Annotated in this window: 11 protein-coding genes and 1 pseudogene; 6 read left to right on the forward strand and 6 right to left on the reverse strand. The window is 64.3% G+C overall.

Features of this window, described 5'->3' with window-relative positions:
• Positions 1-88: 88 nt before the first annotated feature.
• Entirely contained in the window at positions 89-631 is a 543-nt protein-coding gene (gene orn, locus RTI28_RS18760; protein ID WP_316921847.1) for an oligoribonuclease, read from the reverse strand.
• 93 nt (positions 632-724) lie between these two features.
• Between orn and rsgA the strand changes: the two genes are divergently transcribed.
• Both rsgA and RTI28_RS18770 read left to right on the forward strand, forming a co-directional pair.
• Positions 725-1,756 carry a small ribosomal subunit biogenesis GTPase RsgA gene (gene rsgA / locus RTI28_RS18765; RefSeq protein ID WP_316921848.1) on the forward strand — a complete coding sequence of 344 codons (1,032 nt, stop codon included), beginning with the start codon at positions 725-727 and terminating at the stop codon, positions 1,754-1,756.
• Between the two features lie 161 nt (positions 1,757-1,917).
• A complete protein-coding gene (locus RTI28_RS18770; RefSeq protein WP_316921849.1) occupies positions 1,918-2,388 on the forward strand; it encodes a TIR domain-containing protein in 471 nt (156 codons plus the stop codon).
• Between the two features lie 219 nt (positions 2,389-2,607).
• Here the strand turns inward: RTI28_RS18770 and motB are convergent, their stop codons facing one another.
• Both motB and motA read right to left on the reverse strand, forming a co-directional pair.
• Positions 2,608-3,633, reverse strand: coding sequence for a flagellar motor protein MotB (gene motB / locus RTI28_RS18775; protein ID WP_316921850.1), 1,026 nt, complete (start codon positions 3,631-3,633; stop codon positions 2,608-2,610).
• Positions 3,634-3,636: 3 nt separating this feature from the next.
• The gene (gene motA, locus RTI28_RS18780; RefSeq protein ID WP_316921851.1) at positions 3,637-4,488 is read right to left on the reverse strand and encodes a flagellar motor stator protein MotA; all 852 of its coding nucleotides are present in this window, start codon (positions 4,486-4,488) and stop codon (positions 3,637-3,639) included.
• A gap of 131 nt (positions 4,489-4,619) precedes the next feature.
• Here motA and RTI28_RS18785 point away from each other — a divergent pair, with 131 nt between their 5' ends.
• From RTI28_RS18785 to asd, 3 genes are read left to right on the forward strand one after another with little or no spacing between them, the layout of a single operon-like run.
• Positions 4,620-6,155, forward strand: coding sequence for an HDOD domain-containing protein (locus RTI28_RS18785; protein WP_316921852.1), 1,536 nt, complete (start codon positions 4,620-4,622; stop codon positions 6,153-6,155).
• Positions 6,156-6,201: 46 nt separating this feature from the next.
• Positions 6,202-7,011: a rhodanese-like domain-containing protein gene (locus tag RTI28_RS18790; RefSeq protein ID WP_316921853.1), complete on the forward strand. Its 810-nt coding sequence runs from the start codon at positions 6,202-6,204 to the stop codon at positions 7,009-7,011.
• 9 nt (positions 7,012-7,020) lie between these two features.
• Positions 7,021-7,881 (forward strand): archaetidylserine decarboxylase, encoded by an 861-nt coding sequence (asd, locus tag RTI28_RS18795; RefSeq protein ID WP_316921854.1) that lies wholly within the window; start codon positions 7,021-7,023, stop codon positions 7,879-7,881.
• A 74-nt stretch (positions 7,882-7,955) separates the two neighbouring features.
• Here asd and RTI28_RS18800 read toward each other — a convergent pair whose 3' ends face one another.
• Together RTI28_RS18800 and serB are read right to left on the reverse strand one after the other, a co-directional pair.
• Positions 7,956-8,363, reverse strand: coding sequence for a lectin OAA (locus RTI28_RS18800; RefSeq protein ID WP_316921855.1), 408 nt, complete (start codon positions 8,361-8,363; stop codon positions 7,956-7,958).
• A 151-nt stretch (positions 8,364-8,514) separates the two neighbouring features.
• The gene (gene serB / locus RTI28_RS18805) at positions 8,515-9,729 is read right to left on the reverse strand and encodes a phosphoserine phosphatase SerB (RefSeq protein ID WP_316921856.1); all 1,215 of its coding nucleotides are present in this window, start codon (positions 9,727-9,729) and stop codon (positions 8,515-8,517) included.
• A 135-nt stretch (positions 9,730-9,864) separates the two neighbouring features.
• Between serB and RTI28_RS18810 the strand changes: the two genes are divergently transcribed.
• Complete coding sequence (locus tag RTI28_RS18810) at positions 9,865-11,370, forward strand: histidine kinase (RefSeq protein ID WP_316921857.1); 1,506 nt, start codon at positions 9,865-9,867, stop codon at positions 11,368-11,370.
• Between the two features lie 211 nt (positions 11,371-11,581).
• Here RTI28_RS18810 and RTI28_RS18815 read toward each other — a convergent pair.
• A pseudogene (locus RTI28_RS18815) lies at positions 11,582-11,807 on the reverse strand (group II intron reverse transcriptase/maturase); the annotation flags it as partial.

The following is an 11,807-nucleotide window of genomic DNA, read 5'->3' on the forward strand; positions in this document are numbered from 1 at the left end:
GGAAAAAGGGGCGCGCAGTCTAACCAGTTGCTGCTGGCACCAAAAGGGGGCATCCCGCTTGACTGACTCTCCCTTGTAGGAGCTGCAGTCAGAACTTGATGAAATGCTCGCGGTAGTGACGCAGCTCGGCGATCGACTCGCGGATGTCGTCCAGCGCCAGGTGGGTGCTGCCCTTCTTGAAGCCATCCTTGACCTGCGGCGCCCAGCGACCGGCCAGTTCTTTCAGGGTCGAGACGTCCAGGTTGCGGTAGTGGAAGTAGTTTTCCAGCCCACGCATGTGCCGATACAGGAAACGACGGTCCTGGCAGATGCTGTTGCCGCAGATCGGCGACTTGCCCTTCGGCACCCATTGTTCGAGGAAGGCGATGGTCTGCGCCTCGGCCGCGGCCATGTCGATGGTGCTTTCGCGCACCCGCTGGGTCAGCCCGGAAGCGCCGTGGGTGCGGGTGTTCCAGTCGTCCATGCGGGCAAGGACTTCGTCGCTGTGGTGGATGGCGATCACCGGGCCTTCGGCCAGGGTGTTGAGATCGCTGTCGGTGACGATGGTGGCCATCTCGATGATGACGTCCTGGTCAGGGTCCAGACCGGTCATTTCCAGGTCGATCCAGATCAGATTCTGTGGGTTCTGCATGGTTGGGCTCCTCGGTAGGTGCGCAGTTTAGCCTAGTGGAGCGTGCTAAACTCGACGCCGTTTCAACATCCCCGCTTTAACGACGAGACATTCATGGCCAAACGCCAGCTCAATCGCCGCCAGAACTGGCGCATCGAAAAGATCCAGGAAGAACGCGCTGCCCGCGCCGCGAAACGTGAGGAGCGCGCCCTGGAGGTGCTCGAAGGTGGCGATCTGGGTCCGGAACAGACCGGCCTGGTGATTGCGCATTTCGGTGTCCAGGTGGAGGTCGAGGCCGATGATGGCGAGGAGGCCGGCCAGGTCTTCCGTTGCCACTTGCGCGCCAACCTGCCGGCGCTGGTGACCGGCGACCGCGTGGTCTGGCGTGCCGGCAACCAGGGCATCGGCGTGATCGTCGCGCAACTGCCCCGCAGCACCGAGCTGTGCCGTCCCGACAGCCGCGGCCAGTTGAAGCCGGTGGCGGCCAACGTCGACCTGATCGTGATCGTCTTCGCCCCAGCGCCGGAGCCCCACGCCAACCTGATCGACCGCTACCTGGTGGCGGCCGAGCATGCCGGCATCTGCCCGTTGCTGCTGCTGAACAAGGCCGACCTGATCGACGAACAGAACGGTCCGGCGCTCAATGCCCTGCTGGCGGTGTACCGGCAGCTGGGCTATCCGCTGCTGGAAGTGTCGGCGCACCACGGCAATGGCATGGAGCAACTGCAGAAGATGCTCGACGGCCATATCAGCGTGTTCGTCGGCCAGTCCGGGGTCGGCAAGTCGTCGCTGGTCAACAGCCTGCTGCCCGAGGTGCAGACCCGGGTCGGCGCGCTGTCGGAATGGTCCGGCCAGGGTCAGCACACCACCACCACCGCGCGCCTTTACCACTTCCCCGGCGGCGGCGAGCTGATCGACTCCCCCGGTATCCGCGAGTTCGGCCTGGTGCATGTCAGCCGCGACGATGTCGAAGCCGGCTTCATCGAGTTCGCCGACCTGCTCGGCAGCTGCCGCTTCCGCGACTGCAAGCATGACCGCGAACCCGGCTGCGCCCTGCTCAAGGCCCTGGAAGACGGGCGCATCCAGCAGCAGCGGATGAACAGCTACCGCTCGATCATCGCCAGCCTGCCGCAGGACAGCTACTGAGTGCACAGCGGTATTGCCCTGGCCGGGAATACCGCTTGTAAGCTTTATCTGTAGGGCTATTCACACGGAAACGTAGGACCATTCTTTGTTTCCAGCCATCTATTGCCGGGCCTGAGGAATTCACTGATCGTCGCCGCTTTCACCAGAAAGGACGCTTCGTGATGCCTGTATTCATCAGCTACCGCCACCCTGACCGCCTCGATGCGTTCGTGATCAACGAACGGCTCAAGCTCGAAGGTATCAATACCTGCCTCGAACTGTTCGACCCGCAGGCCCAGCAGACCACCGACGATACCTGCACCCTGCTCAACACCAATATCAATGCCTGCACCCACATGATCACCGTGCTCGGCCAGGGCGGCCTGGATGAATGGTGGATCCCCTTCAGCCTCGGCAGCGCGACCCAGCTGAACCGCCGCCTGGCCTTCTATCAATGCGAAGGCAGCCTGCCCAGCTACCTGGAGCGCTGGCCCACCCTGACCCGGCGCGAGCATATCGACCTGTTCGTCAGCGCCTACCATGACGAGCAGACCTTCCGCCGCGCCATCAGCAAGGATGCCGGCGAGACCAACCGCAACAACGCGGAGTTCTTCCACACCGATCTCAAGGCCCGCCTGCGCCGGGGCTTCTGACGACATGCAATACACCGCATGCCTGCACTGCCGCCGTAGGAGCGTGGCTTGTCGTGTGACGAACCACCGCGAAGGGCTGCGCAGCAGTCCCGCTTGTGATGTGTCTGGGGACCGTGGCCCGGTCCTTCGCAGGCAAGCCACGCTCCTACGAGGACAGATGACAGCCCCATGAAAAAAGCCCGCCCGAATCACTCCGGGCGGGCTTTTTTAAGCTGGCGCTTACTGCTTCTTGCCAGGCTCATCCATCTTCAGGGTACCGTCCTCGAAGATGTTCAGCTTCTCGCGCAGCTCATGGGGCTGCAGCGGTTCGGCTTCCGGCTGCGGTGCCGGCGCCGCGGCACCTGGTTGGGCCGGCGCGCCCGGTGCGGCGGCATCCGGGGCGGGATTGTCCGGCGCCGATTGCTCGCCTTCGATGGCCCGCTGCGCCTTCTTGGTCAGCACGACGATGTCGATGCGCCGGTTGACCGGATTCAGCGGATGTTCGCGGTCGAACAGCGACGACGAGGCATAACCCACCACCCGCGCCACCTGACCATCCGGATAGCCACCAGCGACCAGCGCACGCCGCGCGGCGTTGGCGCGGTTGGCCGACAGCTCCCAGTTGCCGTACTCGCCACTGCCGGCATACGGCTTGGCGTCGGTGTGGCCGCTGACGCTGATCTTGTTCGGCACCGTCTTGATGGTGTCGGCCATGGCCAGCAGGATGTCTTCGAAATACGGTTTCAGGCGCGCGCTGCCCAGGTCGAACATCGGCCGGTTCTCGGCGTCGACGATCTGGATGCGCAGGCCGTCCTGGGTGATCTCGAAGAGGATCTGGTCCTTGAACTTCTGCAGATCGGGGCTCTGTTCGACCTTGTTCTGCAGCTCCTGCAGGACCAGTTCGAGACGCTCGCGCTCCACCTGCTCGGCCAGGCTCTCGGCCTGCTCGGGGCTGATCACGCTGCTTTCCGGCGTCGGCTCGGCCTTCTCTTCCGGGTTGATGGTCTTTTCCGGCGCCAGCTGCGGCGAACCACCGAGGTCGATGATGTACGGCGTGCCGCTTTCGGAGAACCCGATCGGGTCCTTGAAGTAGCCGGCGATGGCGATCTTCTGTTCCGGCGTGGCCGTGGACAGCAGCCAGAGCACCAGGAAGAACGCCATCATCGCCGTGGCGAAGTCGGCGAAGGCGATCTTCCACGCACCGCCGTGGTGACCGCCGCCGAAGCGCTTGACGCGCTTGATGATAATCGGCTGATTGTTTTCCATGGATCAGCGACCGCGGACTGCTTGTTCCAGCTCGGCGAAGCTCGGACGGTGCTTCGGATAGAGCACCTTGCGCCCGAACTCGACCGCCAGCGACGGCGGCATGCCGGAAGCCGAAGCCACCAGGGAAGCCTTGATCGCTTCGTAGGTATTCAGCTCTTCCTTGGCGTCATGGGCCAGCGAGTGCGCCAGCGGACCGAAGAAGCCGTAGGCCGCGAGAATACCGAAGAAGGTACCGACCAGCGCCGCACCGACGTGCAGGCCGATGGACTTCTGGTCGCCGTCACCGAGGGACGCCATGGTCACCACGATACCCAGTACCGCCGCGACGATACCGAAGCCGGGCATGCCGTCGGCGATACCGGTCACCGCATGGGACGGGTGCTCCAGCTCTTCCTTCAGGCTCAGCAGCTCCATGTCGAACAGGCCTTCCAGCTCGTGGGGGGCCATGTTGCCGGTGGACATGATGCGCAGGTAGTCGCAGATGAACGCGGTCATGCGCTCGTCTTTCAGCACCGCCGGGTACTTGGCGAAGATGGGACTGGCGGCGGCATCCTCGATGTCGCCCTCAATCGCCATCATGCCTTCGCGGCGGCTCTTGTTGAGGATCTCGTAGACCAGACCGAGCACTTCTATATAGAAGGCATGGGAAAAGCGGCTGCTGAACATGCTCAGCGACTTTTTCACCACATGCATGGTCATGTAGCCAGGGTTGGCCTGGAGGAATGCACCGAACGCAGCGCCGCCGATGATCAGCACCTCGAAAGGCTGGATCAGGGCCGCGATCTTGCCGTGGGAGAGCACGTATCCGCCAAGCACGCTCGCGAATACGACGATGATGCCGATAATTTTAGCCATAGATAGAAAGCACTTACTGTCGGGTCTCGGGTCGGGGGCGGAAGTTCGTAAAACTCTTCTTCTACTTATCGGCAGTTCTGCGCCAGACTATAGCCAGTCAAGGCGAAAAGCCAGCTTGGCCCAATTCCAGCATGCCTAGTGAAACCATCGTGCCAACTACGAATCCGAAGACTCTCGACGCCTGGATCAAACGACTGGATAGCACTCACCTTCCGGTTCCCTGCCATAGCCACGACCGCGTGAAAACCGCCATCGCGGACAGTCGCCGGTCGCTGCGCGACATTGCCGAAGTCATGCAGGATAGTCCGGCTTTGGTGCTCAGTGTGATGCGCGAAGCCAATCGCCATACCCACGCCAGCATCGCCGAGCCGGCGGAAAACCTCGAAGTTGCGCTGAATCGCCTGGGCCTGGCCCGCGTCGAGTCGCTGGTGGAGCGCCTGCCCACGGCGCCGGCCAACGAGATTCCCCTGGCCCTGCGCCAACTGCAGATGATCAGCCAGCATGCGAGCCAGCAGGCCAGCGGCATGTTCGCCAGCCGTCTCGCCCGCCTCTGGCAGGACATTCACTGGGGCAGCCTGCTGTTTCTTGCACCGCTCTGGCCACTTGCCCTGACCCACCCGCAATTGCTGGAGGAGTGGGAACTGCGCGTGGTGCACCGCGGCGAGCCGGCACCGAAAGTGGAGCGGGAACTGTTCGGCGTGCGCCTGCTCGGCCTGTGCCAGGCCCTGGCCGAGTTCTGGCGCCTGCCGACCTGGGTCACCCAGGGTTACCACCTGCTGCAGGAAGAGCGCCGGCTGCTGGTCAAGGTCATGCATATCGCCCGCGACCACAACCCGCTGCGCCAGCAACAGCGCCTGGACGCCGATCCGGCGTTGCGCCGCTGGCTCAACCACCCGGCCAATACCGTGCTGCTGGCCAACGGCCTGGCCCTGGCGTCGCAGCATGCGTGGACCGGCACGCACATTCAGCGCTGGCAACAGTTGATCGCGCTCTACCTGCAGGTGCCGCTGGAGGATGTCCAGGGCCAGAGCCACCATCAGGCCGCGCAGAGCGCGCGCAAGCACGCGCTCGAGGGGGTGTTCCATCCAGCGCAGATGCTGCTCTGGCCGTGGGATGCCTGCTACGTGCCCCGCGGCATGCAGCAGGCGGGGACGCCGGACACCAAGGCCCTCGGCGACTGGCGCAAGTTCTGCGCCGAGCTGCTCAGCGAGCCCAGCCCGTTCTCCAACGCCATGCACCTGACCGGCTATGCCCGCGACGCCCTGCAAGCCTGCGGGATGAAACGGATCCTGCTGCTGATGAGCGACAGGACGCAGAGTTTCCTGCGCGTCCATCAACTGGCCGGGATACCGGCGCAGGCGGCCAACCTCACCGTGCCGGTCACCCAGAGCAAGCTGCTGCAGCGCCTGCTGGCGCAATCCGCGCAATTGCGCCTGACCCCGCAGAACCACGCGCAGTTCTCCGCCCTGCTGCCCGCCAGTCTGCGCGCGCTGTTTCGCGGGGAGCACCTGCTCCTGCGTTCGCTGTCGAACAACGGCAAGGTGGTGATGGTGCTGATGGCCGACCAGGGTGGCGGACCGTTCTCGGAAGTCAGCGTGCAGGCCTTCGCCAGGACCGCGCAGTGCCTGGAACGTGCCCTCGCCACCTTCAGCAACCGCAGCGCCTGACCCTGCGCTACAATCGCCACCCTCTGATCCGATCTGGAGTATCTGGATGACCGACTTCTCTGGCTTGCCCCTGGTGATCGAACCGGCGGACCTGTTGCCACGCCTCGACTCGGCGGAACTGATCCTGGTCGACCTGACCAGCGTCAATCGCTATGGCAGCGGCCACCTTCCCGGCGCCCGCTTCGTCGATCCCAAGCGCACACAACTGGGCCAGCCACCGGCACCGGGCCTGGCACCGGCCAAGGCCGAGCTGGAAAAGCTATTCGGAGAACTGGGCCATCGTCCCGACGCCACCTACGTGGTCTACGACGATGAAGGCGGCGGCTGGGCCGGACGTTTCATCTGGCTGCTGGATGTCATCGGTCACTCGCGCTACCACTACCTCAATGGCGGGGTGCAGGCCTGGCCGGCGAACAAGCTGAGCACCGACGTCCCGGCCAGCGCCGGCGGCCCGGTCAACCTGGTGCTGCACGACGAACCCACTGCCACCCGCGAGTACCTGCAGAGCCGCCTCGGCGCCGCCGACCTGGCGATCTGGGATGCGCGCAGCCCCGGCGAATACCGCGGCGAGAAGGTCCTCGCCGCCAAGGGTGGGCACATCCCCGGCGCGGTCAACTTCGAGTGGACCGCCGGCATGGACCTGAACGACGCCCTGCGCATCCGCAAGGACATGCCGCAGATCCTCGAACAGCTCGGCATCAGCAAGGACAAGGAAGTGGTCACCCACTGCCAGACTCACCACCGCTCGGGCTTCACCTACCTGGTGGCCAAGCACCTGGGCTACCCACGGGTCAAGGCGTACGCCGGCTCCTGGGGCGAATGGGGCAACCATCCGGACACGCCCGTCGAAGTTTAAGGAAACCCAATGAAATCCCGCTTGTTCATCATCAGCCAGTACCTGCTGCCGCATCACCTGCTCTCGCGCCTGGCCGGCTGCATCGCCGAATGCCGCGTGCGCTGGTTCAAGAACGCCTTCACCACCTGGTTCGCCAAGCGCTACCAGGTGGACATGTCGCAGGCCCTGGTCGAAGACGTCACCGCCTACGAACACTTCAACGACTTCTTCACCCGCGCCCTGAAACCCGGCGCCCGCCCGCTGGACCCGACCCCGGGCGCGATCCTCTGCCCGGCCGATGGCGCGATCAGCCAGCTCGGTCCGATCGAGCACGGCCGCATCTTCCAGGCCAAGGGCCACAGCTTCAGTGCCCAGGAACTGCTCGGCGGCGACCCGGCCAATGCCGCGCCGTTCATGGGGGGGGAGTTCGCCACCGTGTACCTGTCACCGAAGGACTACCACCGCGTGCACATGCCGCTGGCCGGTACCCTGCGCGAAATGATCTACGTGCCTGGCCGGCTGTTCTCGGTGAACCAGACCACTGCGGAAAACGTCCCGGAACTGTTCGCCCGCAACGAGCGCGTGGTCTGCCTGTTCGACACCGAGCGCGGTCCGATGGCCGTGGTACTGGTGGGTGCGATGATCGTCGCCTCGATCGAGACGGTATGGGCCGGCCTGGTCACCCCGCCGAAGCGCGAGCTGAAGACCTTCCGCTACGACGAAGCGTCCCGCGCGCCGATCCATCTGGAAAAAGGCGCGGAACTGGGTCGTTTCAAACTGGGCTCGACCGCCATCGTGCTGTTCGGTCCGGAGCAGGTGAAGTGGGCCGAGAGCCTCGGCGCCGGTTCTGCGGTATCCATGGGCCAGTGCCTGGCGCTGCCGAAGGCCTGACCTTTTGGGGCCGCTTTGCAGCCCCAAAAACAAAACCGCCCCTGGCTAGAGGGGCGGCTCTTCAGCCTGACGCCTTACTCCAGATGACTGCGGAAGCCGATCGGCCCTTCGTTGTCATAGGTGTTGGTGCCGTCGAGGCTCTTGCCGCCATCGTTCGACTTGACGCTCAGGGCGACAACGCTCTGATTGTCACGACCGCCAATGACCCATTCGCCACCCGGATGCCAGGGTGCGTCGTTGCCGCCCCACTGGTTCTGGACTTCGTAGCGGTTCTGCGCGACGCGCTTGGCCTTGAAGCCGATCGGACCTTCGCCCGAGTAGGTCATGTTGCCCTTGAAGGTCACACCGCCATCGCCGGAACGGATATCGATGGCGACTACGTGTTGATTGTCCCGCCCACCGAGCTTCCAGGTTCCACCTGGATGCCACGGTGCACTGTTACCACCCCATTGGTTCTGAACTGCGTACTTGTTGTTCGCCATGAACTTCATCTCCTTGAAGTTGCTGGTGGGGACCGGCCAGTTTCCGGACCGGCCGCACGGCCCTCGGGATCGGGCCGTACGCGAGCAAGCCTAGACGCAGGCTAAAGATCGTCAGGGAACAAGGGACGAATGGTTAGAACCATTCGCTCTATCACGCATTTCCTTCGCGATCACGCATGCCCAGCAGGTAGAGCACACCGTCCAGGCCCAGCGTGGAAATCGCCTGCTTGGCCGACTGGCGCACCAGCGGCTTGGCGCGGAAGGCCACGCCCAGGCCGGCGATGCCGAGCATCGGCAGGTCGTTGGCGCCATCGCCGACGGCAATGGTCTGTTCCATCTGCAGGCCTTCCTTCTGCGCCAGTTCGGCAAGCAGGTCGGCCTTGCGCTGGGCATCGACGATCGGCTCGACCGCGACACCGGTGACCTTGCCGTCGACCACTTCCAGCTCGTTGGCGAACACGTAGTCGATGCCCAGCTTGGCCTGCAGCTGCTTGGCGAAGTAGGTGAAGCCACCGGAGAGGATGGCGGTCTTGTAGCCCAGGCGCTTGAGTTCGGCGAACAGGGTCTCGGCGCCTTCGGTCAGGCGCAGCGAAGCGCCGATGGCGTCCAGCACGTTGACATCCAGGCCCTTGAGCAGCGCCAGGCGCTCCTTGAAGCTGGCGCGGAAATCCAGCTCGCCGCGCATGGCGCGTTCGGTGATCTCGGAAACCTGCTCGCCGACGCCGGCGGCCTTGGCCAGTTCGTCGATCACTTCTGCCTCGATCAGCGTCGAGTCCATGTCGAACACCGCCAGGCGGCGGTTGCGACGGAACAGCGAATCCTGCTGGAAGGCGATGTCGACGTTCAGTTCCTGGGCAACGCTGAGGAATTCGGCACGCAGCGCCTGTGGATCGGCCGGCTCGCCGCGCACGGAGAACTCGATGCAGCCCTTGCCCTGCTCCACCGGGGTATCCAGGGCCACGCGACCGGACAGGCGGTCGATATGATCGATGTTCAGGCCGTACTTGGCGGTGATGGAACTGACCCGCTGCAGCTGCTCGGCGGTGACCTTGCGCGTCAGCAGCGTGACGATGTGGCGCGGCTTGCCCTGGTTGGCCACCCAGTTGCGGTAGTCGTCTTCGGACACCGGGGTGAAACGCACCTGCTGGTTCAGCTCGTAGCCGGTGAACAGCAGGTCCTTGAGTACCGAGGAACCCTGGTCGGTATCGGGGATCTCGACGAGGATGCCGAAGGACAGGGTGTCGTGGATCACCGCCTGGCCAATATCGAGGATATTCACACCACCACGGGCCAGAACGCCGGTAATGGCCGCGGTCAGACCCGGACGGTCCTCACCGGTGATGTTGATCAAGACGATTTCGCGCAAGACGGGCTCCGAGTCGTGGAAAAAATGCGCATTCTACCGCCTTTTGCAGACCATCGGGCGCAGTCGATACTTTGCCGCCCCGAGGCCGCTCGCTATACTGCGCAGCAATTTCTCCGTCATAAAGAGCCGCGCTCAGTGAACCGGCCCACGCCCGTCAAAACCGACAATTTCTTCCTGCTGATCTTTCGTGCCCTGCGTCAGCGTCGCGTGCCACTGGCACTGCGCATCGCCTGTCACAACATCTTCCTGGTGGCCCTGGCGCTGGTGATCTACGCCTGCGTGATGGGTTTGCAGTTCAAGGAAGCCATGCATGAACAGGCCGACGCCCTCGGGCAGAGCCTGACCACCCAGACCGCCACGTCCGCCACCGAGCTGCTGGTGTCCAACGACATCCTCAGCCTCAACGTGCTGCTCGGCAACCTGGTGAAAAACCCGCTGGTGGCCCACGCCGCCATCTACAGCGTGGACAACCGCATCCTCGCCGAGGCCGGCCAGCGTCCGAAGAACAGCCTGCTGGGCGAGGCCGAGGGCCTCTACCAGACCAAGATCACCTTCCAGGACGTCACCGCCGGGCAGCTGCGCATCAGCCTGGACATGAGCCAGTTCCAGCAGCCGATGACCATCAGCATGCAGAGCATGGGCATCCTCGCCGGTATCCTGCTGGCCCTGGCGTTGACCATGAGCCTGCGCCTGGGTCGCTACGTCTCCACGCCGCTGCTGCAACTGCGGGTCTGGCTGCGCGACCTCGACGAATACACCCCGGCCACCGAGCGCCAGGACGAAATCGGCGACCTGGCCCGGCAACTGCACGCACGCTTCGCCCCGCCGCCGAAGGAAGTCGAGCCGGAGCCGGAAGTCGAAGAGCCTTTCGAAGAAGAAAGCGAGCCATTCGAGATTCGCGACCTGCGCGATCCGGACTTCGACGAGACGCCCGCCGTGGCGCGCCCGAAAGCGCGCAGCGTGGAAGCCGAAGAAGACGAGGACGACGACGCCTTCGCCGACCTGGGTGACGTGGCGCCATCCGCCAGCGCTGCCGCGATCAAGCCGGCCGCGCCGCGCGAACCGCAGAAAAGCGCCGTCCTCGCCGTGCAACTGGGCTCCCAGGAACAGCTGCGGCGCCTGCCCCGCGCGCGCCTGACCGAATTGCTGGACCGTTACCGCGACTGCCTGGAACAGGCCGCGTCGCTGTACGAAAGCGAGGTACAGACCCTCAATGACGGCAGCACCCTGCTGCTGTTCCACAGCCAGGACAGCGGCGAGGACTACCTGACCAACGCCATTTGCTGTGGCGAACTGCTACGGGCGCTGGGCCATGCCCTGCAGGTGGAAGTGGCGGACAGCGGCATCACCTTGCAGCTGCAACTGGGCCTGGCCCTGGGCGAAGACCTGCACGGCCTCAGCCAGATCGACCTGCTGCTGACCGAGAAGGCCCAGGACGCCCTGGCCCTGTCGCAGCACAGCCGCAATCTGCTGCTGGTGGAGCGCAAAATCAGCGATGACGCGCTGATTCGCCAGCGCGCACGGATTCGCCCGATTGCCAGCCCGGAAGGGGCTTGCTGCGTGGAGCGCTTGATGGAGCCATACCCGTCGATGCTGGAACGGCAACTGGCGCGGATGCATGAGCGGCAAGTAAAAAGCTGACCGGCTGGCTGCGCGCCCCTGTAGGAGCGCGGCTTGCCCGCGAAAGGACCGCGCAGCGGTCCCAGACGGCAGCGCTATCAGGGACCGCTTCGCGGTCCTTTCGCGGGCAAAGCCCGCTCCTACAGAGAGCGTCTTGCCAGATCGAGTAGGAGGCGGATTCACACCCGCCGTCCTCTCACACCACCGTGCGTACGGTTCCGTACACGGCGGTTCAGGTCATGCGACTAAGCCGGTTGATCGTATCCAGTATCGAGACAAGCCCAAGCCGATCCCATAGTTTCTTCGGCAGCGCCTGATTCACATGCGGCGCACCCGAGTTCCACCATGGGCCTCGGCCATTGAAGGCAGATTTGCAAGCACGCTCTCGACTCAGCCCCAGACGCATCAGGTTGTTGGCCCTCGTAGAGGGTTGCTTCCATTGCCGCCAGCTGAAACAT

The organism is Pseudomonas sp. zfem002 (genome assembly GCF_032621685.1).
In the GTDB taxonomy this organism is placed as follows: domain Bacteria; phylum Pseudomonadota; class Gammaproteobacteria; order Pseudomonadales; family Pseudomonadaceae; genus Aquipseudomonas; species Aquipseudomonas japonica.

Bases quoted from the DNA above. Each gene is read 5' to 3' on its own strand.
- orn (WP_316921847.1), bottom strand. From the start codon at position 631: ATGCAGAACCCACAGAATCTGATCTGGATCGACCTGGAAATGACCGGT.
- rsgA (WP_316921848.1), top strand. From the start codon at position 725: ATGGCCAAACGCCAGCTCAATCGCCGCCAGAACTGGCGCATCGAAAAG.
- RTI28_RS18770 (WP_316921849.1), top strand. From the start codon at position 1,918: ATGCCTGTATTCATCAGCTACCGCCACCCTGACCGCCTCGATGCGTTC.
- motB (WP_316921850.1), bottom strand. From the start codon at position 3,633: ATGGAAAACAATCAGCCGATTATCATCAAGCGCGTCAAGCGCTTCGGC.
- motA (WP_316921851.1), bottom strand. From the start codon at position 4,488: ATGGCTAAAATTATCGGCATCATCGTCGTATTCGCGAGCGTGCTTGGC.
- RTI28_RS18785 (WP_316921852.1), top strand. From the start codon at position 4,620: ATGCCTAGTGAAACCATCGTGCCAACTACGAATCCGAAGACTCTCGAC.
- RTI28_RS18790 (WP_316921853.1), top strand. From the start codon at position 6,202: ATGACCGACTTCTCTGGCTTGCCCCTGGTGATCGAACCGGCGGACCTG.
- asd (WP_316921854.1), top strand. From the start codon at position 7,021: ATGAAATCCCGCTTGTTCATCATCAGCCAGTACCTGCTGCCGCATCAC.
- RTI28_RS18800 (WP_316921855.1), bottom strand. From the start codon at position 8,363: ATGGCGAACAACAAGTACGCAGTTCAGAACCAATGGGGTGGTAACAGT.